General features: G+C 44.1%; 26 protein-coding genes and 1 pseudogene. 11 read left to right on the top strand and 16 right to left on the bottom strand.

The annotated features are described in order from the left end of the window. Window positions 1-37: 37 nt before the first annotated feature. Both C7B77_RS01970 and C7B77_RS01965 read right to left on the bottom strand, forming a co-directional pair. Window positions 38-598 carry a GNAT family N-acetyltransferase gene (locus C7B77_RS01970; protein ID WP_106299802.1) on the bottom strand — a complete coding sequence of 187 codons (561 nt, stop codon included), beginning with the start codon at window positions 596-598 and terminating at the stop codon, window positions 38-40. Between the two features lie 63 nt (window positions 599-661). Then, window positions 662-1,183, bottom strand: a complete 522-nt coding sequence (locus C7B77_RS01965) for a DUF11 domain-containing protein (RefSeq protein WP_106299800.1) — start codon at window positions 1,181-1,183, stop codon at window positions 662-664. Between the two features lie 268 nt (window positions 1,184-1,451). On the opposite strand from C7B77_RS01965, the gene C7B77_RS01960 reads away from it, so the two are divergent. Next, window positions 1,452-2,639 (top strand): aspartate aminotransferase, encoded by a 1,188-nt coding sequence (locus tag C7B77_RS01960; protein ID WP_106299798.1) that lies wholly within the window; start codon window positions 1,452-1,454, stop codon window positions 2,637-2,639. Here the strand turns inward: C7B77_RS01960 and C7B77_RS01955 are convergent. Continuing rightward, complete coding sequence (locus C7B77_RS01955; protein ID WP_106299796.1) at window positions 2,636-2,815, bottom strand: hypothetical protein; 180 nt, start codon at window positions 2,813-2,815, stop codon at window positions 2,636-2,638. The genes C7B77_RS01960 and C7B77_RS01955 overlap by 4 nt on opposite strands. A gap of 63 nt (window positions 2,816-2,878) precedes the next feature. Here C7B77_RS01955 and C7B77_RS01950 point away from each other — a divergent pair, with 63 nt between their 5' ends. Beyond that, a complete protein-coding gene (locus C7B77_RS01950; RefSeq protein ID WP_106299794.1) occupies window positions 2,879-3,454 on the top strand; it encodes an REP-associated tyrosine transposase in 576 nt (191 codons plus the stop codon). A gap of 486 nt (window positions 3,455-3,940) precedes the next feature. After that, window positions 3,941-5,776 (top strand): annotated as a pseudogene (locus C7B77_RS31810) (DNA/RNA non-specific endonuclease); the annotation flags it as partial. Window positions 5,777-6,253: 477 nt separating this feature from the next. Here the strand turns inward: C7B77_RS31810 and C7B77_RS31805 are convergent. Further along, window positions 6,254-6,616: a pentapeptide repeat-containing protein gene (locus tag C7B77_RS31805; RefSeq protein WP_425430810.1), complete on the bottom strand. Its 363-nt coding sequence runs from the start codon at window positions 6,614-6,616 to the stop codon at window positions 6,254-6,256. A gap of 480 nt (window positions 6,617-7,096) precedes the next feature. Here C7B77_RS31805 and C7B77_RS31800 point away from each other — a divergent pair, with 480 nt between their 5' ends. Both C7B77_RS31800 and C7B77_RS01935 read left to right on the top strand, forming a co-directional pair. Beyond that, a complete protein-coding gene (locus C7B77_RS31800; protein WP_425430809.1) occupies window positions 7,097-8,989 on the top strand; it encodes a PKD domain-containing protein in 1,893 nt (630 codons plus the stop codon). 343 nt (window positions 8,990-9,332) lie between these two features. After that, window positions 9,333-9,617, top strand: coding sequence for a hypothetical protein (locus tag C7B77_RS01935; RefSeq protein ID WP_106299788.1), 285 nt, complete (start codon window positions 9,333-9,335; stop codon window positions 9,615-9,617). Here the strand turns inward: C7B77_RS01935 and rsmI are convergent. Continuing rightward, window positions 9,614-10,522, bottom strand: a complete 909-nt coding sequence (gene rsmI / locus C7B77_RS01930; protein WP_106299786.1) for a 16S rRNA (cytidine(1402)-2'-O)-methyltransferase — start codon at window positions 10,520-10,522, stop codon at window positions 9,614-9,616. The two genes, C7B77_RS01935 and rsmI, sit on opposite strands and share 4 nt — an antisense overlap. Between rsmI and C7B77_RS01925 the strand changes: the two genes are divergently transcribed. Further along, complete coding sequence (locus C7B77_RS01925) at window positions 10,521-10,979, top strand: cobalamin biosynthesis protein (RefSeq protein WP_106299784.1); 459 nt, start codon at window positions 10,521-10,523, stop codon at window positions 10,977-10,979. The two genes, rsmI and C7B77_RS01925, sit on opposite strands and share 2 nt — an antisense overlap. Before the next feature lie 169 nt (window positions 10,980-11,148). Here the strand turns inward: C7B77_RS01925 and C7B77_RS01920 are convergent, their stop codons facing one another. From C7B77_RS01920 to C7B77_RS29055, 6 genes are all read right to left on the bottom strand, one after another. Next, window positions 11,149-11,436: an antibiotic biosynthesis monooxygenase family protein gene (locus C7B77_RS01920; protein WP_106299782.1), complete on the bottom strand. Its 288-nt coding sequence runs from the start codon at window positions 11,434-11,436 to the stop codon at window positions 11,149-11,151. Between the two features lie 24 nt (window positions 11,437-11,460). Continuing rightward, window positions 11,461-11,892 carry a hypothetical protein gene (locus C7B77_RS01915; RefSeq protein WP_146138145.1) on the bottom strand — a complete coding sequence of 144 codons (432 nt, stop codon included), beginning with the start codon at window positions 11,890-11,892 and terminating at the stop codon, window positions 11,461-11,463. A 544-nt stretch (window positions 11,893-12,436) separates the two neighbouring features. Continuing rightward, the gene (locus tag C7B77_RS01910; RefSeq protein WP_106299778.1) at window positions 12,437-12,844 is read right to left on the bottom strand and encodes a helix-turn-helix domain-containing protein; all 408 of its coding nucleotides are present in this window, start codon (window positions 12,842-12,844) and stop codon (window positions 12,437-12,439) included. Beyond that, the gene (locus C7B77_RS01905) at window positions 12,828-13,127 is read right to left on the bottom strand and encodes a type II toxin-antitoxin system HigB family toxin (RefSeq protein WP_106299776.1); all 300 of its coding nucleotides are present in this window, start codon (window positions 13,125-13,127) and stop codon (window positions 12,828-12,830) included. The genes C7B77_RS01910 and C7B77_RS01905 overlap by 17 nt, the downstream gene beginning before the upstream one ends. Window positions 13,128-13,246: 119 nt before the next feature. Next, a complete protein-coding gene (locus C7B77_RS01900) occupies window positions 13,247-13,426 on the bottom strand; it encodes a hypothetical protein (RefSeq protein WP_106299774.1) in 180 nt (59 codons plus the stop codon). A gap of 5 nt (window positions 13,427-13,431) precedes the next feature. Next, complete coding sequence (locus tag C7B77_RS29055; RefSeq protein ID WP_146138144.1) at window positions 13,432-13,671, bottom strand: hypothetical protein; 240 nt, start codon at window positions 13,669-13,671, stop codon at window positions 13,432-13,434. A 53-nt stretch (window positions 13,672-13,724) separates the two neighbouring features. On the opposite strand from C7B77_RS29055, the gene C7B77_RS01895 reads away from it, so the two are divergent. Both C7B77_RS01895 and C7B77_RS01890 read left to right on the top strand, forming a co-directional pair. After that, window positions 13,725-15,956: an NADP-dependent isocitrate dehydrogenase gene (locus tag C7B77_RS01895; RefSeq protein WP_106299772.1), complete on the top strand. Its 2,232-nt coding sequence runs from the start codon at window positions 13,725-13,727 to the stop codon at window positions 15,954-15,956. A 141-nt stretch (window positions 15,957-16,097) separates the two neighbouring features. Beyond that, window positions 16,098-16,370 carry a hypothetical protein gene (locus C7B77_RS01890; protein WP_106299770.1) on the top strand — a complete coding sequence of 91 codons (273 nt, stop codon included), beginning with the start codon at window positions 16,098-16,100 and terminating at the stop codon, window positions 16,368-16,370. A 36-nt stretch (window positions 16,371-16,406) separates the two neighbouring features. Here the strand turns inward: C7B77_RS01890 and C7B77_RS01885 are convergent, their stop codons facing one another. Genes C7B77_RS01885 through C7B77_RS01875 form a run of 3 tightly spaced genes read right to left on the bottom strand, consistent with a single transcriptional unit; the run spans window position 16,407 to window position 18,347 of the window. Continuing rightward, a complete protein-coding gene (locus C7B77_RS01885) occupies window positions 16,407-17,135 on the bottom strand; it encodes a hypothetical protein (RefSeq protein ID WP_106299768.1) in 729 nt (242 codons plus the stop codon). Then, a complete protein-coding gene (locus C7B77_RS01880; protein WP_106299766.1) occupies window positions 17,107-18,048 on the bottom strand; it encodes a hypothetical protein in 942 nt (313 codons plus the stop codon). Before C7B77_RS01880 ends, C7B77_RS01885 begins: the two co-directional genes overlap by 29 nt. Continuing rightward, window positions 18,045-18,347: a hypothetical protein gene (locus tag C7B77_RS01875; protein WP_106299764.1), complete on the bottom strand. Its 303-nt coding sequence runs from the start codon at window positions 18,345-18,347 to the stop codon at window positions 18,045-18,047. The genes C7B77_RS01880 and C7B77_RS01875 overlap by 4 nt, the downstream gene beginning before the upstream one ends. A gap of 334 nt (window positions 18,348-18,681) precedes the next feature. Here C7B77_RS01875 and C7B77_RS01865 point away from each other — a divergent pair, with 334 nt between their 5' ends. Then, window positions 18,682-20,163, top strand: coding sequence for a glycosyl hydrolase family 57 (locus C7B77_RS01865; RefSeq protein WP_106299760.1), 1,482 nt, complete (start codon window positions 18,682-18,684; stop codon window positions 20,161-20,163). 200 nt (window positions 20,164-20,363) lie between these two features. On the opposite strand, the gene nth is transcribed toward C7B77_RS01865, so the two are convergent. After that, complete coding sequence (nth, locus tag C7B77_RS01860) at window positions 20,364-21,026, bottom strand: endonuclease III (protein ID WP_106299758.1); 663 nt, start codon at window positions 21,024-21,026, stop codon at window positions 20,364-20,366. Between the two features lie 84 nt (window positions 21,027-21,110). Between nth and C7B77_RS31290 the strand changes: the two genes are divergently transcribed. After that, complete coding sequence (locus C7B77_RS31290; RefSeq protein WP_281261323.1) at window positions 21,111-21,242, top strand: hypothetical protein; 132 nt, start codon at window positions 21,111-21,113, stop codon at window positions 21,240-21,242. 35 nt (window positions 21,243-21,277) lie between these two features. On the opposite strand, the gene C7B77_RS01855 is transcribed toward C7B77_RS31290, so the two are convergent. After that, window positions 21,278-22,000, bottom strand: coding sequence for a lipoate--protein ligase family protein (locus C7B77_RS01855; protein WP_106299816.1), 723 nt, complete (start codon window positions 21,998-22,000; stop codon window positions 21,278-21,280). Window positions 22,001-22,665: 665 nt separating this feature from the next. Between C7B77_RS01855 and C7B77_RS01850 the strand changes: the two genes are divergently transcribed. Next, window positions 22,666-25,646, top strand: a 2,981-nt coding sequence (locus C7B77_RS01850; protein WP_146138143.1) for a hypothetical protein, incomplete at its 3' end; no start/stop codon positions are given.

Raw genomic sequence — 25,646 nt, 5'->3', positions numbered from 1 at the left:
ATAATATCTCAATCCTGCAACACATTCATGTGTTGTTTTATCGATCGGATTGCCATTTGTCCCGCGATAATCGATAAAGGTAATGTTCTCGAAGTCGATGTCCTTCGGGAACGAGAGGATGCTCGAATGTTTCAGCCTCACGAGTCATTCCCAGCCGTTCCATTAAAGTATAAGATCGACGATTGAGAGTAGCAGTAAAAGAAACGATTTCTGGTAAATTGATTCGATCGAATCCTACTTTAAGTACCTCGCTAGCCGCCTCTGATGCGTAGCCTTTGCCCCAATATGGCGATGCCAATCTCCACCCAATTTCTACACACGGAGAGCAGGGTAAATTGGCCGTGGGAACGTGCAAACCGACGAAGCCGATGAAGTTATTATCTGCCTTTAATTCTACCGCCCAAAAGCCCCAGCCGCGATCGCTTATTAATGCCTGAAGTCGATCGACCATTGCATCGCTAGCGGCTCGATCGAGTATATTAGGAAAAAATTCCATCACTTGCGGATCGGCACAGAGTCGAGCAAACGGCTCTCGATCTGATTCGATCCATTGGCGCAACCGGAGTCGCTCTGTTTCAAATTCGATTAATTCTGCCATAACTTATAGATTGAAATTCGAGCGATCGAGCCATACAGGTAATTATTACATATAAATAACTGTCTATTTTACTTGCAGCTTATAGCTAGTTTTGACTTGTGCGTTAGTCGGTACGGGTCGCCTAAACTTCCAGCGTAGATAGTTATAGGCAGTTGCAGGTGCTATTTGACCGTCAATTTTTGGTTCGGCAACAAATGTTTTGCCACCATCGATGCTAAATAATAATTGAGCACCTTTGGTCGCAGTAGCTGAATTTTTAAGATAGTTAGTTCCCCTAGGAATCGGTTGTTTTAAGATCAGATTTCTAAGCGGACAATGACTGTTATTTTTGGCAACTACCGTGTATCTAATAATATCTCCAGGTTTAACAGATGCTTTACCCTCAATTGGTTGATAAGTGATAATATTGTCTGTAATTACTTCTTTATCTGCTGTCAGAGTTAGAGATACCCGCTTAGTTATCGGTTGTCGATCGACACAAGCTTTCGGAGTTCGCGATCTAGCCTGCAAAGGTAATTGTGCGGTCAAAAACGTAATTGCGAGCGTACCTACGATACTGAGAGTAAAGGTCGATAACTTGGACATAGTAATGTTCGATCGAGCGGTTAGTAGAATATATAGATGCAGGACGAGCCAATGGCCATAAAGTTGCAGCCTTAACTCATACCAGATGCGATCTTAGCAAGCTTAGAATCGGTTATGGTAAGTTTTGTGCTCGATCGCATGGGATTTCGCCCAGAGAATCCAATCACAGGAATAGCATCTAACCTGATATTCTAGATAAACGCACTTCGCTACGATTCTGTTTTGCCATTCGTGCTGCCCATCGAGACCTGCCGCTAAAGTATAGACAATGACCCTAGACTGGATTAGCCCTGCCGAACGCCTCCAATCCTTGCCCCAATACGTATTTGCTCGGTTGGACGAACTCAAAGCCAACGCCCGCGCTCAGGGTGTCGATTTAATTGACTTGGGCATGGGCAATCCAGACGGTGCCGCACCCGCACCCGTAATTGCTGCGGCTAAAGACGCCCTCGATGAAGCCACCAATCACGGCTACCCACCATTTGAAGGTACCGCCAATTTTCGGAGCGCGATCTCCAAATGGTACTATCGCCGCTATGGCGTCACCCTCGATCCTAATAGCGAAGCTCTGCCCTTACTCGGCTCTAAAGAAGGCTTAGGACATCTCGCCCTCGCCTATATCAATCCTGGCGACACCGTATTGGTACCCAGTCCCGCCTATCCCGTCCACTTTCGGGGGCCAGCGATCGCGGGTGCTAAGATTCATAACATCATCCTCAAAGCCGAAAATGACTGGGAAATCGATCTCAACGATATTCCCGAAGATGTTGCCCGCCAAGCCAAAATTCTCTTCTTCAACTATCCCAGCAATCCCACGGGAGCCACCGCCTCGCGCACCTTCTTTGAAGATGTCGTCGCCTTTGCCCGCGAGTACAAAATTCTGTTAGTTCACGATCTCTGCTACGCCGAACTCGCCTTTGACGGCTACAAGCCCACCAGCCTGTTAGAAATCCCCGGTGCTAAGGAAATCGGCGTCGAGTTCCATACCCTCTCCAAAACCTATAATATGGCAGGCTGGCGCGTCGGTTTTGTCGTCGGCAACAGCCAAATCATTCAAGGACTCCGCACCCTCAAAACCAATCTCGACTACGGCATTTTTGCCGCCCTCCAAACAGCCGCCCAAACCGCCCTTGAATTGCCCGACGAATACGTCACCGAAGTTCAAAATCGCTATCGCGAACGGCGCGACTTTGTAATTCAAGGTTTAGCCAAATTAGGTTGGAAAATTAAACCCACTAAAGCCACGATGTATCTGTGGATTCCCTGTGCGGTGGGTTGGAATTCGACCGACTTTGCGCTGATGGTAATGCAAAAAACAGGCGTCGTTTTCACGCCAGGAAATGCCTTTGGTATTGGCGGCGAAGGATATGTCAGAATTAGTTTAATTGCCGATCTCGACAGGTTGGGCGAAGCAATTCAACGCCTCGCCGATGCTGGTATTCGTTATGATAATTAATAGATCGCGTAGGGTGGGCACTGCCCACCAACACCATTCTCGATCGAACAAGCTAAATATTCATTGTATTTAATACCACTCAAATATTGAACAGATAGATCGCATAGCGTACCATAGATAATTGAATTAAACAGTTTAAATTCTTTTTGCTGCTTCTCAACGTGTGTTGTGGGCATTGCCCACCCTACATTTATACATTTTTATTTAGTAATTATAGTTAGTTATTTTCAATTGTAGCTGTGCCAGAATACCGCCGCGCTCATATTCCTGGAAGTAGTGTTTTTCTAACTCTCATCACTTATCAGCGGCATAAGTTATTTTTAGTACCAGAAAATATTGAGATGTTGCGACAAGCTTGTACGGTAATGATGGCAGAAAAGCCATTTAATATCGATGCTGCCGTCATTCTCCCCGAACATATTCATTTTTTGTGGACTTTACCACCTGACGATCCCGATTATTCTTATCGTGTCGGACGGATGAAGGTGTTATTTACTCGTGCGTTACGCGGCGCAAATAATTTACCTGATGATGTGTGTGAATCACGTAAAAAGCATCGAGAAAGTAATGTCTGGCAAAGAAGATTTTACGAGCATACGATCCGCGATGAGTTCGATCTTCGCAAGCATTTAAATTATTTACATTTCAACCCAGTCAAGCATGGGTTAGTACAATGCGTTCATGATTGGCCATATTCGAGTTTTCATCGCGGGGTAAGGCGGGGTGAATACGATCGCAATTGGGGTTGTCAGTGTAGGGGTAATAGTTTCACCCCAGTAGTAACGAGCTTAATGAATTTAGAAATAGGAGAATAGCAATAAATATTTGTAAATTAATAATAACGATTGATATCGTGTAAGTAAAAAGCAGATACAAATTACGTAGGGTGGGCACTGCCCACCAACACCATTCTCAATTTAAAAATATAAATATTTGGACACTGAATATCGATCGATTGGTGAAAAGATTGTTCGATAGAATCAGTTTAAATTCTTTTGGCTACGGCTCTACATGTGCTGTGGGCACTGCCCACCAATACTATTTTCAATTTAACAATATAAATATTCGGGTGTTTAATATCGATCGATTAGTGAAACGATTGCGATCGATAAAATAGTTTAAGTTCTTTTGGCTACGGCTCTATATGTGCTGTGGGCACTGCCCACCCTACGTCTTTTGGTTTGACTTTACATTTTATCGGATTTGGTCGGAGTAATATTGTCAATTCTGAAGTTGTCCAACGGCTCGGTACCGATTATCCTTTGGCTGGGGGTACGACTGTAGATAATCGCGATTTACAAATGACGAGTATCGATCTACCTGGTAATACTAGCAACATTCTCGATCCAACTTATACGGTTTGGAATAATGTTACCTATGCCGATAATTATTATTTCGATAATACTGTTTCCGGTAGTCAAGTTTCTACTAAAGCTGTGACTGGTGCCGATTGGCAAGTCAATCTAAATGGTTTGGCTGGGTTTGAAACCCCTGGGAATAGTAGTTGGAATCCACATCTCAAGACTCTTGCCTGGTATCTCGGTACTGCTGATGTTAATAAGGGAGAGGTAGCGCGTGAATCTTTATTTTCACCTACTGGTTTGGATACTGATAAGATCTATCGTCGTTTGGGCGACTTATATAGTAATGGGGCACAGCAATATAGTAATGCTCAGACTTGGTACACTCCTGACAATACTCTTTCTAATGTAGCTCGTGGAGATAGTAATGCTGTGTGGGAAGGAATTGGTACTGGTTGGTTCCACTCGGTATTGGGTGGAGGTTATAGTACTCGTCCTTATAAAATAATCGGCAATAAGGTGAGTCGAGCACAAATTGGTGCGTCTTTTAATAGCTATTTAAAATTACGACGCACTGATGTTTCTTTCGATAATACCAATGTCCAAATGAGCGGGTTATTGCGACGAGGTGATTATGCTGTTTCTACTGTGTTTAATGGTAATTTTGATGCAATTACGAATAAGTTTGACAGCCAGTGGATTCCTGGTTGGTCTACTTATAATGGTAGTGCTTCTAATACAACTTCTTTCGATACGCCGACTCAGAGTAACTTAGTTTATGGAGAAGGCGGAAATCAGAGTTTTGCGCTGAAGTTGGGTGGCGGTTTTGGCAGTTTACAGAGTGTTACTCACAATCGTTTCACCGTTCCTGATTGGGGTGTGTTGAGATTCGATCTGTATGCGCCTAATACTGGTGGAACTATTGAAGTATCACTTGAGGAAGTGGGTAATTCTAGTAATAGAACGACTCAGACAATTACGTTACAAGATGCTATCGGTCCTTACGATCTGGGCTATAACGATGCAGATACTTACAGATTAGGTTATGCCCGAACTGGGTTTGAAACTTTCCATATTAATGTAGATCAAAGCTTACGGGGGAAGGCAGCTACGCTCAAGTTCACGATGAATGGTGGGACTGCTTATCTTGATAATGTTTTCTTCAAGAGTGAACACTTACTTTTAGGTAATCCTTCTGAAGCAAGAAATCCATCAGATAATCTAGCGGCGTACTCGAATAATTATCTGCTCGAAAGACCACAATACTCCCTTTCTTACAATAATGATAATAAAGGACCCAATTGGGTTGCATGGAAGTTAAATCAATCTTGGAGAGGTAACCTCAATCGTCCCGCGACTAGCGGTGGCATTCCAGTACCTGATAATTACTCAAGTTACTCAGGGCAGCCAAAAACGGATTTTCCATTCCAACTAGATCAAGCCTTACCTAGTTCGTTTAATCGGCTAGATGCAACATCTTATAGATTGAATGGTCAATCAAGCTATTATCATCGGGGACATATGGCTCGAAGCTCCGATAGAAATAGAACTGCTAAAGATCAGTTGGCAACTTATTTCATGTCAAATATTTTGCCTCAAACTCCTGATAATAATACTGACGCTTTTCGCTCTCCTTGGCAGCAGCTTGAAAATTATAGTACTGCTACTTTGGTAGGAGATCAAAATAAAGACCTATATATTTATGCTGGAGGTTATGGCTCTACAACCCCTTACGAAGTTCCATTTATAAAGCCGCCACAAAATGGAACTACAACTAATCCATTACAAACTAATAATATAAATGTCCCAGAATTTGTTTGGAAAGTAATTGTTGGACTCGCTCAACCAGGGCACAATTTAGGGGATATTGAAAGTAATCCCAATATATTAACTGATGCTGTAGCTGTTCTAATTCCAAATATTCAGCGACCCAGATTGCCAGATCCAAATAATCCAGGTAAATGGTTAAAAGATCCCACAGATCCAGCAGGTAAAAGGATTCTCTTTGTACCTTTTTCAGCAACGATTCCTGGGACAGCTCACTTTGCAGCAAGAACGGTTACAATCAATACAATTGATGAGTGGAAAGATTGGACAAAATGGGCAATTCCAATTCGCCAATTAGAAGAACTAACTGAATTAAACTTTTCATCTAATCTTTCAGAGGCATCACAAAATGCGATCGAGAATCAAATCAGGCTTACTTTGCCTATAGACATTATTGATTTACCAGATAGTGTTAGTGATGACGATGTTTCCGATCCAACAGCAAACTTGCTAGCTGAATCGTCTTCAATCCAATCGCAACAAACATCAATCGAAGTACTCAGGTCCTTCAATAATATGCCCTTCCTCGGCAATAGTGTTGTGAAAGAAAGCCCCAGCAAACTCAGCCTCGACAGTTTCAGCTCCCAACAAGGTAGCATTTTCCAGGTTGGTTCCTTGCATAGCAACTCTTTCAAGATTGGCATCACTGAGGTTAGCTCCAGTGAGATCGCATCCCATCAGGCTTCCTTCCAACAAATTAGCTCTGGAAAAATTGGTATTTCGGAGATTGCATCTGCACAGGTCAATTTGTTGCAAACTAGCTCCACTCAAATCAATTCCGCTCAAGTCAATTTCAATGAAAAGTCTCTCACCAGCAGCATAACGCTCCAACAACTCCTCAGCAGTCATAACCCCAACCTCCAAAATACAACAGTACCCACTTGGACAGAATTCCTCCAGTCCCCAACACCATTTAACCTCAAAATCGAGGTCACAGATCTCCCCACCGGACAACTAGCCGAAGCCACCATCACCGGATACGACACCCTCGGTCGTCCCAACTCCGGCACCCTCACCCTAGACATCAACGGCAACAACCTCGGCTGGTTCATCGACACCACCCCAGACGACAACAGCGAATTCACCACCCAACTAGCAGACACTGCCTACAAAGCAACTGCGGACAGTGCCGCCTATGGTAAATACGACCTCCTCACCACCATTCTCCACGAACTCGGACACCTCAACGGCATCATTCGCGGCAATAGTGCCTTCGATGCCTACATTCAAAACATCAACGGCGTACCCACCTTCATCAATGGTGGACTAACCGCCACCCTTACCCCCGACGGCTCCCACCTCGACACCACCTTCCACCCCTACGATCTGATGAACACTAGCCTCAAACCTGGCGTTCGTAAACTCCCATCGGCGTTGAACTTAGCAATGATTGACACGGTTAATGCGGGTGTCGGGGGTTGGGTGTCGGGTGTAGATACGCTTAACTCAGCCAACCTCACCGCAGGTGCCCTCATCGGCATCAACAACGGCGACTTCGCCACCACCGCAGACTGGAACACCCTCGGCGCAACCAACATCATCAACGGCACCGCCACATTAACCGAACAGTCCCAAAAACTCTCCGAACTCACCCAAGCCTTCATCATCCCCACCGGAGCCAAAACCCTCCAATTCACAATCATTGACAATCACCTCGTTACCGGAGACACCACCAAATCCGCCAACGATGCCTTTGAAGTAGCCCTAATAGACACCAACACATTCAACCCCCTCGCCGGAACATCTATCGGTCTAAACCACACCGACTCCCTCCTCAACATCCAAGCCAACGGCACCATTCATAAGAGCGATAAAGTCACCATCACCGCTCTAGGTAACAACAGTAGCATCGTCACCATCGATCTCACCCAAGTCACCCCAGCAACACAAGCCACCCTCTACTTCAACCTAATAGGCTTCGGCGCAAGAACCAGCACCATCACCATCGACGACGTAAAACTCTTTACCGACACCCAACCCATCCCCGTCACCAACAACGATACCCTTACCACCACCCAAAACACCCCCCTCACCCTAGATCCCACCCAACTAACAACCAACGACACCAACGTCACCCAGATCCAAATCATCAACCAACCCATCCACGGCACATTAACCCAAACCCCCGACGGTAAATTCACCTACCAACCCGTTTCCACCTACGTCGGCACCGACAGCTTCAAATACATCGGTTTCGGCAGCGACGGCCAAATTTCTAACCTCGCCACCGTCAACATCACCATCAACAACCTCCCACCCACCATCCAAACCGTAACCATCCCCACCACCATCACCGAAGGACAAACCATCCAACTATCTGCCGTCGCCACAGACGGCGGCAGCAGCAACAATCTCACCTACATCTGGAACCTCGGCGACGGCACCACCCCCATCGTCGGACGCAACATCACCCACACTTACACCGACAACGGTAACTACAACCTCACCCTCACCGTCACCGATATTGACGGCGGTAGCACCAGTCAAACCACCAACGTCACAGTCGATAACGTCGCCCCCACCGCTACCATTACCACCCCCACTACCACCATCAACCAAGGAGAAACCCTCAACCTCGGCGTAAATTATAGCGACCCCGGCATCAACGACACCCACACCATTACCTGGAACTTCGACGATGGCACTGCCCCCATCACATTAACACCATCGAGTGTCGGAGCAGATCCCAACCTCCAACCCCACACCTTCACCAAAGCTGGCAATCGTAACGTCACCGTCACCATTACCGACAACGACGGAGCCAGCACCACCACAACGATTCAAATCGCCGTCACCAACATCGCCCCCACCATTACCAACCTCAATCTCCCCACCAACATTAACGAAGGACAACCCATCCAACTCACCGCCACCGCCACCGACCCAGGTAACGACACCCTCATCTACAATTGGTACATCAACGGAGCCACCACCCCAGTCGTCGGCCAAACCATCGACTATACCTTCCCTGACAACGGCATCTACCCAGTTAAACTAGATGTCATCGACACCGACGGTGCAATTACCACCCGCACTGTCGATGTCACGGTCGATAACATCGCACCCACGATCGTCAGTATCGATAAACCTGCGACAATTAAAGAAGGCGAATCGGTATCGTTTACCGCTAATGCGATCGATCCAGGTAGCGACGATACCCTAGCTTATAGTAAATTTCAATATTTTAATCTTGTCGGCTGGTTACTATATGCCAATATATAGTCGATCGAATTTAAATGTATTCGATCGCTAAATTACAAGTTACTATTAGCAGTGAAGATGGTTGTCAGAGGTAGAATTTAGCTCGATCGATTGTCGAACAGATCGATCGAACCAAACAGTTTAAGTTCTGATTGCTTCGGCTGTACATGGGCTGCGATCTTTGCCCACTCTACGTTTTACTTGCGGATGAGTACGCCCCACATCACAAAAGCCAGTATTGAGAGATAGCCACCAACAAACATCCAGTCTAGCCAAGTATCTTGTGTTTCCATCCTAAATCTCAATTACAACTCACCCAATTATATAAAATCGACCCGTTCGTTTGAAATATTCATCTGGCTCTATGTCTTACCAACCTGTTTGGGAAAAACAAATCAGTAATGTATTTACCTTAGTTGAGTATCCAGTTGTAGCCAACGAAGCCCACTGTTTAATCATTGGTGGCGATCGATCTGGAGAAAATAAGACTAAAATACTCTCAATCTTCTTTCAAGATTGGGGACTCGATCGCGAAACTATTACCAATCTTCAATGCTCGCTGGTATTTCAAGCCGTGCTGGAAGTCGGGATTGTCGATGAGATGTCGGGATTTACTTTTAAAGATGCACTAGCATGGGCGAGCGATTAGTCCCTACCTGAGATCGACTGTGGCTCCGAACCGCTTACCGACTGACTGCGAGCGGCATCGAGATCGATCGCGAGTGCCAATTGATAAACATATCGCCGCGATTGCGAGATTTGCTCGGCGACAATGCGGCTAGCTTGAGAACGCGATGTCCCATTCAGCATTAGCTCGATCAAAGCACGATCGATCGCTTCATCGGAGAGCGTTGGATGACTGACTGGCGCACCTGCAACCACGATCGCGTATTCCCCTTGCGGTTCGGTTTGGGTATAATGCTCGATCGCCGTACCAATTTCTCCCCGCCAAAAATCTTCATGTAATTTGGTTAATTCTCTCCCGATGGCAATCTGTCGCTCGGTACCAAATGTCGTCCCAAAATCTGCCAATGTCTGACGCAACCGATGGGGAGATTCGTAAAATACCAGCGTCCGAGCATCGCCCGCAACTGATTCTAATCGCACCCTACGTTCCTCTCCTTTGGCTGGTAAAAAGCCTTCAAATACAAATCGATCGCTCGGCAATCCCGACGCACTGACAGCCGTAATTACAGCAGTTACCCCCGGAATTGGAATCACCCGAATCCCCGCCGCCACACAAGCGGCGACAATGAGATAACCCGGATCGGAAATTCCGGGCATCCCCGCATCGGTAACTAACGCGATCGATTTTCCGGCTTGCAATTGGGCGATTAGTTCGGGAATGCGTTGTTGTTCGTTATGCTGGTGATAGCTAATTTGCGGCGTCTTAATCTCAAAATGATGGAGGAGTTTCCCCGTATGGCGGGTATCTTCAGCCGCGATCGTATCGACATCCCGCAATACTTGGATTCCCCGCATTGTCATATCACCCAAATTACCGATCGGCGTACCGACTAGATATAGAGTTTTACCAGTGACTTCGTTTGACATGTTAGTTGCTAATATTGCGCCCAAATTGCTGTGGGTGGGAATAGGTTGTCAGCGAGGTGTTTCTAAACTAGTCATCCACCACGCGATCGAGTCAGTATGCTCCGAGTACAATCTCGATCTTGCCACAATTGCGGGACTGGCAACGCTCGATCGTAAAGCAAATGAACCAGGATTAGTCGAATATTGTCGCGAGTCGGGCTGGTTTTTAAAAAGTTATCGCCCAGAACGGCTAAATTCCGTCGCGGTGGCTCGCCCATCTCAATTGGTATCGGCACTCGTCGAGACTGCTAGTGTGGCGGAAGCAGCGGCTCTATGTGCCGCACAGACAGATATTTTATTAGTACCCAAGCAAAAATTTCGTCTCGATCCTAAATCTGGCGCGGTGACAATCGCGATCGCGCAGAGCGATATCCACAATCGATCGTGTGCCGATCTTGCTAATCCACGGGAAGACTAGGCGTGGAGCAATTCTATTAGCATCCAAAATTTGGCGTTGCTGAATTAAGGCATGAAAACATAGGTAGGGGCAATTCATGAATTGCCCCTACCTATGTTTTCAGCCATCGAACAGATCGCTTATCATACTTGCATTCAGCAACGCCCAAAATTCGATCGCTTAATCCAACCTAAACTATTTCATAATGCTCTACCGTTGGAAATGGATCGTAAAAATGATGCAATAAAGCACGCCATTGTTGATATTCTGGCGATTGCCTAAATCCAACTGTATGGTCTTCTAACTTTTGCCAACGCACGAGCAGAATGTAGCGATCGCGGTTTTCCAGACAGCGTTGAAGTTCGTGCGAAATATATCCCGGCATGGTTGTAATAATATTTGAAGCCACTAGAAAAGCAGCTTCAAATTCTTCAGCTACACCAGCTTTGAGATCCAGAATTGCAACTTCTAAAATCAATGGCTAGAATCTCTCATCTCTAGTTTAAAAGCATGACTTACCCGTATAGCGATCGACCGGGATCGAACGCGGAATCGAACTACCAATTATTCTAGTAGTGCAATTATTGTAAAACTTACCACCGTAAAAAGTTTGCTCTGGCAACACAACTTTTGGTGGTGGCGATGGTACGAATCGCATATTTGGATAACTGCTACCATAATACGGCGTACCTGGCAAACCAGGAAAAGAATTGCGATTGGGATAGACATTCGGTGAGAACGGATCGGATCTCATCATGTTTCGATCTCTGAGATAGCCTCCGGTTTGAGGTATCGATGGTACGTAGATCGTAGCTGATGAATAACCACTCGAAGGAAAAGGCTTTCCGAACGCGCTTTGTGCTCTGCTTGCTTGTGGTGTCAGTAGAGCTATAAATGTCGTCGCGATCGTTGCCAAGCGAATAAAGTTTTTCACGATCGAATATTAGTAAAAATTAATAACTACCTATAACTACGATCGATACAAAGATCGCTAGTTTGTAACCCCGAATCTAACCAATCTTGGAGATCGATCGCACAGATCGATCGTCGCTGTGAGCGAGTCTGGGTAATGGTATCGAGCCATTCGATCGAACTTGACTGGCAATAGTAAGCCAGGTTCGATTTACCTCTAGCTACTCAATCTCGATCGTCTACCTTTATGCTAACAAATTATTTAAAAATTTGGACTGTAATTCCTCGATAGCACGATCGAGTTCGAGCGGATTAGCCCTATCCCAATCTAACGGATAAACCGATGAATGCCAGAAAAATATCGCGATTGAGGTCGATCTTATCATTTATATCGAACGGGATTATGATAAAAAGATCGACAAGAACTCTTAAATGTTTTCTGAGGTCACTATCGATCGACTGATGATAGGTCGAATATTAAGCTCGATCTCAAATTCAATATGAAATAGTTTTAACTGATTCGTTAGAGTAGCCTCTTGCAAGAGAATCGATTGTCAATCTCCTCTCTAGATGAATAAGCTCGGCGAAACCTGAAACAGTTCGCCAAGTTTTTTAGCTTGCGACTTGCTAATCGATCGTTTACCATTCACGACTTCTGAAACAATACCGCTAGAACCAATTATGCCAACTAGATCGGACTGTTTTCTACCACTCGATTCCATTAAATATTGCAACATTTCGCTTGGAGATTGCGATCTCCAATCATCCATGGGACAAATTTTAGATTCGTAGTCTTTGACTAGTACTACTGCTAAATCGTACAATGCTAATTCTTCTGGGGTACGATCTTTTTTAAATACAAAATGCTCTAATACCATCAAAGCTTGACGATACTCCTGCTCTGTTTCAATTACTTTAGGCTGATACTTGCTTAGGAGCAGAGCATATAGATCGCGGTTAAAAGTAAGGGTCATTCTTCCACTTATCCTTGCTATAGTCAGCGTGAGTTAAAAAATATTTATAGTAAACAACCTGACGCTCGTAATCTATTCCGACTATCAATCTATAGCTATTTCCCTTGATATTAAAAACAGTGAAGTTGCTGACGGCTTCAGCATCTTTAAAAGCTTGACGAACTTGTTCGAGATTTTGCCACTCAGCTTGCTCGACTGTTTTAAACCAGTTCCCGATCGCTCTGTCAGCATCAGGATACTGTGCCGCATCTTCTCGGAGGTTGGTAATCGAGATTAAGTGCATTAAGTTTTAACAGTCATACTCACATGTATCGATTATCTCTCTTTTTGAGAGGACATGTCAAGAAATATCGATCGTCTATACAAAAGTAGATCGTGACTGCAACCTCCCCAACGCCAGATTTAAGAAGTGATTTTTGACTCTGGGTTAGCGATCGCTCGATCGGGTGTTTGAGTTTTGATTCTCCATTTTTCAGCCATTATTGTCGCGCTATCGCTCATTTCTCTAAGTTTTTGCTCTCCGTCTTGAGCTATTTGCAGAACTTCGGCTAGTTCTGTTTCAGTTAATGGTTTAACACTCATCTCTATTACTCCAAACGGTTTTTAATATTAATTACAACTGTCTTCGCTTCTAAGATTCGACCTAGTTGTTCCAATAAATCTTCTCTGGCTGCCTGGATATCGCTACTGGATAGTGTCTCATCGGTAGTGACGTATTGAATAGTTTCTTCGATTCTTCTGCGAGTGTTCTCTGAAAATAGCATGTAATAATTCAAGAGATCGAATTTCGCCAAATAGACTACCACCAAATTCCCCAGAGATGTCAAAATGATGGTTTAAAACGATCCATTATTGCCAAAGCCACACATCCAGGAAGATTATGACAACCCAACCCTCGAAAATCGTCTACACCTTTACCGATGAAGCTCCGGCTTTGGCAACCTATTCCTTCTTGCCGATCGTTAAAGCATTTACCAAAGCTGCTAATGTAGCGATCGAGACTAGCGATATTTCTTTGGCTGGGCGGATTATTGCTGCTTTTCCCGAGCGGTTGACAGCAGCACAACAACAACCCGACGATTTGGCAATCTTGGGAGAACTGGCGAAAACGCCGGAAGCGAATATTATCAAGTTGCCGAATATCAGTGCTTCGACGCCCCAATTGACAGCCGCGATTCAGGAATTGCAGGCGCAGGGGTACGATATTCCCGACTATCCAGCGCAACCGCAGAATGAAGCCGAAGCAGAGATTAAAGCGCGGTATGCGAAGATTTTAGGGAGTGCGGTGAATCCAGTCTTGCGGGAGGGCAATTCCGACAGACGGGTAGCCGCATCGGTGAAACAATACGCTCAAAAGAATCCCCATCGGGTGGGTGAATGGCAGCAGGATTCTAAAACTCATGTCGCTCACATGGAAGGTGGCGATTTTTATGGGAGCGAGCAGTCAGTAGTTATTAATGAGGCGGGGAATGTCAAAATCGAGCTAGTGGCTGCGGATGGTGCGGTGACGGTGCTGAAGGAGAAAACAGCGGTGACGGCGGGGGAAGTCATCGATGCGGCGGTGATGAGTGTCAAGGCGTTGCGAGCTTTCTATGAGAAGGAAATAGATGCAGCCAAATCCGAAAATATGCTGCTGTCGCTCCACGTTAAAGCGACGATGATGAAAATTTCCGATCCAATTTTATTCGGGCACGCTGTCAAAGTTTATTATCGCGATGTCTTTGCTAAATATGCCGATACTTTTGCTAAATTGGGCGTAAATCCAAATAATGGCATTGGCGATGCCTATGCCAAGATTCAATCTTTACCAGAAGCAGAACGACACGCGATCGAATCTGACATTCAAGCAGTTTATAACACCCGTCCCCAGCTAGCGATGGTGAATTCTGACAAAGGAATTACCAATCTCCACGTTCCTAGCGATGTGATTATCGATGCGTCGATGGCAGCGGCGATTCGTACCTCTGGGAAAATGTGGGGCGCAGATGGACAAGCGCACGATATGAAAGCAATAATACCCGATCGCTCTTATGCAAAGATGTATCAGGCTTGCATCGAATTCTGTCAGGAGCATGGCGCATTCGATGTCACGACGATGGGAAATGTCGCCAACGTGGGCTTAATGGCGCAGAAAGCGGAGGAATACGGTTCGCATGACAAAACCTTTGAAATTCCAGTTGATGGCGTGGTGCGCGTGCTAGCGGCCACTGGCGAGACTTTGATGGAACACAAGGTAGAAACGGGTGATATCTGGCGGATGTGTCAGACGAAGGATTTACCAGTTCGGGATTGGGTGAAACTGGCTGTTAATCGTGCTAAAGCGACGGGTTGTCCGACAATTTTCTGGCTGGATGCCAATCGCGCTCACGATGCCAATCTCATCGCCAAGGTGAATGAGTATTTACAGCACCACGACACGACGGGATTGGATATTCAAATTCTGGCTCCAGTCGCAGCGATGCAGTTTACTTGCACGCAAATTAAGGCAGGTAAAAACGTTATTTCTGTCACGGGTAATGTCTTGCGAGATTATCTCACCGATCTATTCCCAATTTTAGAACTAGGTACGAGTTCCAAGATGCTCTCGATCGTACCGTTACTGGCTGGCGGTGGTTTATTCGAGACAGGCGCGGGTGGTTCGGCTCCCAAGCACGTCCAACAATTCGTCACCGAAGGACATCTCCGCTGGGATTCTTTAGGCGAATTTTTAGCTCTGGCAGTAGCTTTGGAAGATTTAGGGCAGAAGACAAATAATCCCGACGCGCTAATTTTAGCTGAAACACTCGATCGAGCGAATGGTAAATATTTAGATAATGGCAAATCACCATCATCAAAAGTCCACGAGTTAGACAATCGCGGCAGTCATTTTTATCTAGCAATGTATTGGGCGCAGGAGTTGGCAGCACAGGATAAAAATCTTGAATTAAAGGCAAAGTTCACGAAGTTGGCGCAGCAATTAATCGATCGAGAAATGGAGATTGTCGCTGAGTTAAATGATTCGCAAGGCAAACCTGTCGATCTTGGCGGTTACTATCATCCTGACACAGAGAAAGCAGTTCGGGCAATGCGATCGAGTGAGGTGTTTAATAACGCGATCGAATCATTAGATTAATTCTCCAAGCTCGATCGCACAACCTCAGCATTGTCAAGTAGTCAAGGCAATGCGATCGAGTAAGGTGCTTAATAGTGCGATCGAATCGTTAGATAAGTTACGATTCACATATAGTTTCAAAAATAACCAAGAGGAACGATTATGCAAGCTATTTTTTGGACGATGGAAGAAGTTGCGGATAGAGCAAAGCAATTTTATGGAAATGGTATTCGGCAAGAAGTCGAACACGGAGAAAATATCGGTCAGATGATTGTCATTGACGCCGAAACGGGTGAATATGGGATCGATCCGAGTGGTGTGGAGACAGCAATGAAGTTAAAACATAAAAATCCTGTAGCTCGATTATTTACGCTCCGAATTGGCTACGATGTTGCGGTAGTTTTTGATGGAGAAATGGAGCGAGTTGCTAAGTGATTCAAGGTAGAGTTGTCAATAGTGACTTAACTATGACTAGGTTGCATCAAGAAAATCACTCATTCCACCCGAAATTATTATAGGTATATTAGTCATTCCCGTAACCTTACCATCGTTATTACATCGAATGTTCCAGGGCCAAATTCTACACCTAGGATCTCTTGGTACTTTAACAAGAGCAACATGGTCAATGCGAGGATTGATTTGCTGATAACTGCAAATTTTACCATCATACAACTTGCCACTGATATGACAGCAATTTCTAGTATCCTCATTGCATATATTGCACAAATATTTATCTACTATTATTCCAGGGCTAATGTAATTACCCTCTTCAAATACATTTGGAAAAAACACTTCTAAATCATCTAAGTGTTTAATAATTTCTTTTACAACCTGACCTTTGAAGCATTGTGATGAATACTCGATTCTTTCTCGACAATCACATAGCTTAATCCATGCACATTCTACTTTGAATCGATCTTGATGCCAAGTAACATTTTCAGTTATTTGCAATAGTTGGTTGTAATCATGCAAGCTTTTTACAAATACTAAAGAAATGAACAGTAAATTATATTCATCCTCTGCCTCACTAAAAGTAAGATTTTTAAGTTGAGATCCATATTGAGCTATAAAGTCATTGCAAATTTTTTTCGCTTGTTCATGCTGCTTTTCTAAAACTAAATCAAACCATTTGCTGACAGACTCTATAAGTAAATTTTTGAACTTTATTGAGCTATCGTTTAGATGATAATCGATCGTCATTTATACTTTTAATAATTTTCAGAAATGTATCTGCGTCACCATCAAATTTTATTTCAGTAGAAATCTTACTATCTATAAAATTTAGCTTGGCATGAATTATCGTCACATCTGTATTTTGGAGATATTGAAAATCTTCTATCTGTCGATTGGCTTCTAATCTTTTTTGAACTGTTTCCCCTAACATGCGACCTACTACACTTATTAACAATGGCAGCACTGTATGGTTAAGAACCCATACTGAACCTAACCACAATTCTGAACTTCTGCGTTCAAACACATTAGCATTTAAACCAAGATTATAAGAGTTTGCACATCTAGCACCTTCTTCTTTTAATAGCTTGCCGAGAATGATAGATCCGTCCGAATCATTTAGCTCGGATTGTTCTGAATACTTATCAATATTTTCTGGTAGTATTAAGATATCGTAATTTTCGATAGTATTGTATGCATCAACACCGAGATCGCTTAATAATTTCAAGTTTTTCAATAGACTTATCCTAAAACTTTCAATTTCTGCTGTACTCGGATTTAAAGCGATGTCCAATGGGGTGCTGGTAGCATTGAAAAAATCCTGTTCGTATTGTGGATCGATCCAAGTTAAGTCTTCTGGAGTAAGATTCAATCGATCGAGTGTTAGAGCGATTGCTTCCCCAACATCTTGCAGATCGTGGCGCACGCAAATTTCGATACCAGGAACCGGAGCATTTTGATGAGAGACTAACGCAACTCGAATGTTCGAGTGCAACGGTAAGAGAGCAAATACTAAAAAATCCAAGTCATCATAGCTCGATCTAAACTCCAGATTATTCAGTTTAATTATGGTCGCAACATCCTGTTCGATCGTCGCAACTACGTTAGTTTCAGGAATTAGATCCTCAAGTTGAGTCAACTTTTGAGTAGGATTAGGAGTCATGGGTAATAATCTATCTCCACTACTTTAATTTTAGCGTAATCGCCATCGATGATGATGCCTTCACGATCTCCACTCCAAAGTGCCCAACCAGGCGGCGCATTGGCGTCTGGAGCCACATCTGTTGTAAATACAATCCCTTTTGCTAATTCTCCACCAATCCATTTTGTGTATGCTTTGACTTTGGGATAGGGACTTTGATAAAAGTTTCTACTGACCTTTCCCCAAAGTTCTTTGTTTTGAACTTGTGACTTGACGACTTCTTCATTAGCCTCAATTCGATAAAACGGCCCGTAAATCAAGTTAGTTACTCCCAATCTATTTTGGCATAGCCGACCGGAAGTAATCGAACCTGAAATTCATATATCTCATCGCCACGTTGGGCAAATTCTTCTTTACTGTAGCGGATTTGACGAGCTGTCATCGGTTCTATCTTGTTGCAATTTGCTCTTTTTATTTTAGCTTGAAAAGTTCGATCTTCGTTAGACGACACACAAGCCTAGAGTTAGCGGTGCTTTAGGAAATCGATCTTGCGTCTCATCACCACTAAAGGCAAAGTTAAGTTTCAGACCGTCGATCGAGTCTAACTAGATATAGCTTGGTATTCTAGAGAAATTGTCAGATTAGGAGCCGATCGTGATTTCTACTTCATCCTCCACATCCGAGTTAGCCCAAATCGGAGCCGAAATTCCTAGTATCTGCGGGCGCGAAGCTGAAATTAACGCCGCCGTCAACCATACCGAATTAGTCTTTCTCCCGACTAGCAATCTGCATTTACAAGACATGAGTGCGGGATTTGCGTGCGCGCTACACATGCACCAACCCACCATTCCGGCTGGCGCGCAAGGCGAACTTATCGGACATCTGCAATTTATGTTCGAGCATCAAGGCGAAGGCGACAATCATAACGCTGGCGTATTTGCTTGGTGCTATGCACGGATGGGTGAATTTATCCCCGATTTAGTCGCTCAAGGTTGCAACCCGCGCATCATGTTAGATTATTCGGGCAACCTGTTGTGGGGATTGCAGCAGATGGGGCGAAATGACGTCATAGACCACCTGAAAAAGATTACATGCGATCGACAGTATCAGCCGTATGTCGAGTGGCTGGGGACGATGTGGAGCCATGCAGTGGTACCTTCGACGCCTACTCCCGATATTAAATTACAGATCCAAGCATGGCAACATCATTTTGCCAAGCTGTTTGGGATGGATGCACTCAAACGCGTTAAAGGTTTCTCACCACCAGAGATGCACCTACCCAATCATCCCGACGTTCTGTATGCGTACATTAAAGCTCTCAAAGAGTGCGGTTATCGCTGGTTGATGGTGCAGGAGCATTCTGTCGAACAGCTCGATGGTGCGAGTTTAACTCAAGATAATAAATACTTGCCCAATCGCTTAGTCGCCCGCAATTCTCAGGGTGAGACAATTAGCATTACCGCCTTAATTAAAACCCAAGGTTCGGACACCAAATTAGTCGCCCAAATGCAGCCTTATTACGAAGCTAAAAGTCGCGGCAAACAGCAATTAGCAGGCAAATCGATTCCTTGTCTCGTTACCCAAATTGCCGATGGTGAAAATGGCGGTGTCATGATGAATGAATTCCCCCGCGATTTTCCTCGTCCTTGGCATGAAATGAAAGGTCAAAATAGTGGCGTGTTTGGCTGTAACGGTACCGAATATTTAGAACTCTTAGAAAGTATCGGTATAACGGAAGCAGATTATCCAGTTTGTCAGGGCGTCCAACAGCATAAGATTTGGCAATTAGTCAATCCAGAACAGGCAGATATTAAATCGGTAGAAAACGCGATTGTGGCACTAAAAGCAACCGACCATAAGTTTCACATGGATGGTGCCTCTTGGACAGATAATCTGAGTTGGGTACAAGGATATGAAAATGTGCTCGAACCGATGCAGCAGCTTAGCGTCCTATTTCATCAAAAGTTTGACGCGCTGGTTGTTGCCGATCCGGCAGTTACCACTCGATCGGATTATCAAGCAGCTTTGCTCTATAATTTGTTAGTGCAAACTAGTTGTTTTCGATACTGGGGACAAGGCACTTGGACTGAGTATGCGCGAGAATTATATCGACGTGGATTAGCACTAGTCAGTTAATTTATATCTTTTTTTGAATTAAATTGCCTTTCGATCTACTTACTAGAAAGCGCGTTCGGCAAGCCCCGATCGATTGGTTAGATCGAAAGATAACATAAAATAGGTTTGATTTGTCGATCGACATAAATTGGAAGTGCTGGGCAATATCAGCCCTTTCAATTTAGATTTCAGCAATCTACTCGATCGATAATTATACCTACCTACTTAACTACTCGATTTGCCGATGGACAAAGTTCGGCTAGCTCGCATTCAGGACAATTGGGCTTTCTAGCATTACAAATAGCCCGACCGTGAAAAATAGTCATGATTGAAAAATTTTCCCAGTCAACTTTAGGAATTAGCTTCATTAAATCTTGCTCGATTTTAATCGGATCTTGATGGCTAGTCAATCCCAGTAAATTAGTCAATCGTTTGACATGGGTATCGACAGTTACACCTTGAATATTGCCAAAAGCATGAGCAGAAACCACATTAGCAGTCTTGCGAGCTACGCCTGGTAATGTCAATAACTGTTCCATTAATTGCGGTACTTCTCCATCGAACTCTTCAACGATCTTGCGGCAAGCACCCTGAATATTTTTAGCTTTATTATGATAAAATCCAGTCGATCGGACTAATTCTTCAAGCTCTAGAATATCTGCATACGCCATCGATCGAGCATCAGGAAATTTGGCAAATAATGCCGGAGTAACTTTATTCACCCGCTCGTCGGTACACTGCGCCGAGAGAATCGTCGCGACCAAAAGCTGCACCGGAGTTGTATAATCTAAACTACAAGTGGCATTTGGATATAGTCGTTTCAGTCTGAGCAATACTTCTAATGCTCGTTTTTTCTTGGATGTCCACTTGCGATCGATGCTCATTTCTGAATTTTTCGGTTTGACTGGGGAGGTGGCGGATTGCTAAAATAGCAATCTTAATTATTATGGATCTAAAATTATCGGACAATGACTAAAATTTTAATCTTCGCTGGTCTGACGATCGTGTTACTTGGTTTCTTATTTGGTGGAATTGGATTTTTCATACCCACACCAGTTAAAGATATCAATAAATCTACTCCAAAAACTATAGTCAAATAGGATTTTCGGGTTAGAGCGATCGCGTGCAAACGCAGTCAATCTAAAGCTAGCTCTTGACTCTTAATTTCAGACCATTCTCGATCGGATAATTCTCGAAGATCGAAATCTATCTTAAAATTGCTTCGTGCCGCATCAGTCAGAGCATCAATAATCGTTTGAGTACTTAACTGTAAAATCGATGCAGGTGGATGAGATATCGATTCGCCAAAGACTTTTTCAAATAACTCTATATCAGGATTGAGTCGCATCGAACCATGTTGGAGAATTGCCCCAGATTTTATCAGTTGGGCACTACCGATAAGTTTATAACCGTCAGCACAAACTAGATCCGCACTGGTAGCAGTACCGAAACAATTAGGATTGTGAATATAACCCGTTCCTGCCGTACCATATTGTAGATCGATATCGATCGATCGCCAGCCGTCGATGAGAAACTGACAAATTTGCTGATATATTTCGACTCTTTTACCTGTAAATCCCGAACCGATGAAAGCATAAGTCAGATCGCCTTGATGTAATACGGCGCGTCCACCTGTGGGACGTTTGACGATATCGATCGGTCGTTCGTGCCAGACTAGAGATGCCCAATGCTCGGGATAGTGTCGTTGGTGATATCCTAATGAAATCGTCGGTTGCGACCAAGTATAAAAGCGTAATGTCGGTGGAATTTTGCCTAGAATATGTTGGTGTAATAACCACCGATCGATCGCCATTTGTATCGTTCCGGTAGCATCGATAGTGGGAATTAACCTCCACATTGCATCTGAATTTGTCAATCGATCGATCTCCAATTTGAATTGAATATAAGGTTGAGATCTAGTTAGTTGGGAATGGAGTGGGAGGACGGGTACTCCTGGGGCGCATCAAATGAAAGCGAAGAGTAGGAAAATGCACTACTAAAAACTGTCAAGTCAGTTTGAGTGTGCCGTTAGATGAAGTCTTAGGTATCACGTCAAACCAATCTGCTCCTCAAGTGGTTTGGCTTAACGATCGCGGTCGCGGTTTCTGGCGGGTCTACATCAGTGCTGTGCTGATGATGCAAATCGCTAGATGCGCCCGTTTAAATACATAGGCAAATGCGATCGCGATCGCACTTTCTAGGCGGTTTCGTAATTAAGATATGAACTAATATTGCCACACTGCATCTCCAAAATCTTGACTGGAAGTAATTTAATGTCGATCGGTGACAGATTCGATCTGGATTTTGGGCAATATAGAGACAAGCTGACCGATTGTGTTTCACGCTGGCGATACAGGGGATCGACCGATCGATCTTCAGTAATTATGCTCAGATGAGGCCAGAACTGCAATCTGGTCTTTTAGGTCACTTCCATAATATTTGTCAACTATATATAAATTTCTAAACTCGACTCATTCTCTCAAATGGTCGGGTATCCCATCCCTGAAACGCTATAAACAGACAATGAATAAGCAAATTAACCCCGAGCGATCCCTTCTCCACTTCATGCTCCGAGCACAGCAGATTGCCCAGCAAGAGGGTCGATCAGACAAAGGCTATGCGATGGTCGTGGTCTCGATTTTGACCATTATCATGTTATCGCTCTTAGCTGCTGCTACGACCTTTACTAATCTAGCCAAATCCCGGACAGATGCGTTTGTGGATGGTAATAGTATTTTTTATGTGGCTGAGTCAGGACTAAATAGAAGAGCAGTTGAGTTTAGAAAAAGACTTGATACTTATTCGGGGGTTGCAGAGGTAAGTGCTGAAACGGAGAGTGAAAGTTTAACTGATTGTTTTAGTGCTGGTATTTCATCAGATACTCCTGGACCTGATGCTCTGGGGTGTCGAAATTATAGTTTTAAGTCTAGTAATAATATCTCTAGTGCTGTTGAGGGCGGAAATATTGCATTGAGTTCTGGAAAAAAAAGAGATCCCATTACAGGAGATCTAACAGATGAAGATGCAGTTCAGAATAGCTATGTTGCTTATACATTGGTTACCAGAAAAGATCCCCGAACTATACCAATTCCAACAGGAGATGATTATGAAGGATTGAATGCGTTGGAATATCAGTATGTATTGCGCTCTACTGCCAAAAAACCAGTAGAATCGGGAGCAACACCAGCAGAAAATGCAGCTAGAAGTAGCGCAAACATAGACCTGTCCATGACTTTTACCAATAGAGTCATATCTTTGTTTCAATTTGCAATTTTTTATAATGGCGATCTGGAGTTTAACTCAACATCACCAATGGACGTTGAAGGTTGGGTACACTCCAATGCCAATATCTACGTCCAACCAGCCGGAGAACCCACCGTAACAACCCCATCTTTGACGAGATTTTTATCTAAAGTATCGGCAGTAGGAGATATTTATAACAGAGTCGATGCCTGGACGCCAGGCATCGGTCGAACTGGAATTACCAGGTTGTTACTGACAGGCACTGGTATTTGTCCGGATAGTAGTGTAGTGACACTCCCCTCAGACAGCAACTGTAAAGACATTCCGGGTTACAGTGCTAGTAATACAAATCCTCTGACTAGTGCTCAAATTGATACGTTTGAGAAGAAATTACAGTCTGGTATCAGCAGGCTGAAGACTCCACCAGTTAGTTACGTCAGAAAGCGTAATTATGAAACAAACGACATCGGGGAATATTATGCCAAAGCCGACATGCGGCTGGACTTTGTACCTAATCGTGGCAATTCAATAGCATTCATTCCGTTCAATTTTACGGCAATTAAAACTACTGGAACGGGTGCTTGCTCGACTGCTGCGCCAGCCGAAGGTACCGATCCTGGGGCTAATTATGTTGCTCCAGATCGAGAAGGACTGAGCGCACTCAAGTGTAACCAGCTCACCAAAGGCCAACTTCAAAGCCTCCGACAACCCGTACTGGTGCTGACTAATACCAATCAGCCTAATATTGCTCTTCGAGACACAACACTTCCAACCGCCTCAGTTCGCAATCCTGCTCGTGGTACTGAGAGCACAATTTTAGGTAGACCAGTGGAGTTCGCACCCCCACCAGCTTTATCGGCTTTGAATAATATCAATAATGATGAAACCAAGAAAAGTAAAATTCTTCGCGCTCTCCAAGTTGCACTAGTTTCTACATCAGCACCAATTCCGGTAGATCGACTGGCTACTGCTTTTAACAATCCAATTTATTCTAGTCCTAGGGTCGCAACAGATCTATCTAACAGTGCAGTTGAGTCACGCGCCTTATTTGCTTTTGAAAATGAATTTAGGCGTCAGCTTGAAAGGATGTTTCCTGAAGATGCGTCTTTGACTCCCGAACAAGTGACAGCCAATCGGGAAGATAAACGGACTCTTTTAAACATCTCACCAAATGAAATTGCTGCACTCCAGGGTGCATGGTTCTTACCTGCACCAATTCAACAGGTAATCACAACTACTGCTGCAACTACTACGAATCAACGGCAAAGTGGATTTTATGATGGTCGCGAGCGGCGATGGATCTCGGTACTCCAGACTAATATCGCTAGTCTAGCTGTCTGGAATCGAGATGGGTTGTATGTTGATGCTGACGATCCAAATATGAGAACTGCTTATGCTACAAATGTTGGCGATCGAACCACTGCTTTTGATAATGCAAATGCTTTTGATGCGGCACGTGTTCTCAATCCTCTAGCTGTGTTTGATACTGCCAACGGTACTAGTGGACGAGCATTCGATCGAGACACTACCATTCCAATTCCAGCAACAGCTAAAGGTTTACAGACTATAGGTTTAGGTTCGATCGATTCAACAGAGGGCGGTTTAATCGTTCATGCATCTGTTAACGACGACTTAAATGGGGATGGCTCGATCGATTCAGCTACCGATATTACTGAAGATATCGACAAACCCATCAAAGAAATGAGGCGTATTGATGGAGAGGATAGAGAGGTAACTATAGATTATTACCGAAAATATCCTGGCGTTACAGGTTCTCCCAAAAGTCCATTTGCGTTTGCTTTTAATGGTGGAGATTATTTGCCAAATAACTTGCTTTTGAGTAGCGATCAAGCTATCTATGTTCAGGGTGATTTCAACAATAATAGTTATACAGATCCAATAACTGGAGCTAAAGACAACAGTCCCAATCGACAGTCTGCATCGATCGTTGCTGATACAATTACTGTCTTATCAAATAACTGTATCAATCCGACAATTATCAATCCACTACCTCTTGAGGGAGTACCTGGTGGTCAGCTAAACTGTGGCATTGGTGAAGCTGAAGGTGGAGCCAATATCGTGAATATACCAATGGTAATTAATGCTGCTTTCCTGTCAAATACTGATGTTAGTAATGGAAATCTTGGTACTGGGAGAGGTTACAACGCTAGCAGCACATTAAATAACAGATATAGTGGTGGCGTCAATAACTATATCCGTCTGCTAGAAAACTGGAACAATGCGGGCAATCCGATTTCACT

This window comes from Chamaesiphon polymorphus CCALA 037, from assembly GCF_003003845.1.
GTDB classification, from domain to species: domain Bacteria; phylum Cyanobacteriota; class Cyanobacteriia; order Cyanobacteriales; family Chamaesiphonaceae; genus Chamaesiphon; species Chamaesiphon polymorphus.
Note: the sequence above shows the minus strand (reverse complement) of the source record. Positions and strands in the feature narration are given on the sequence as shown.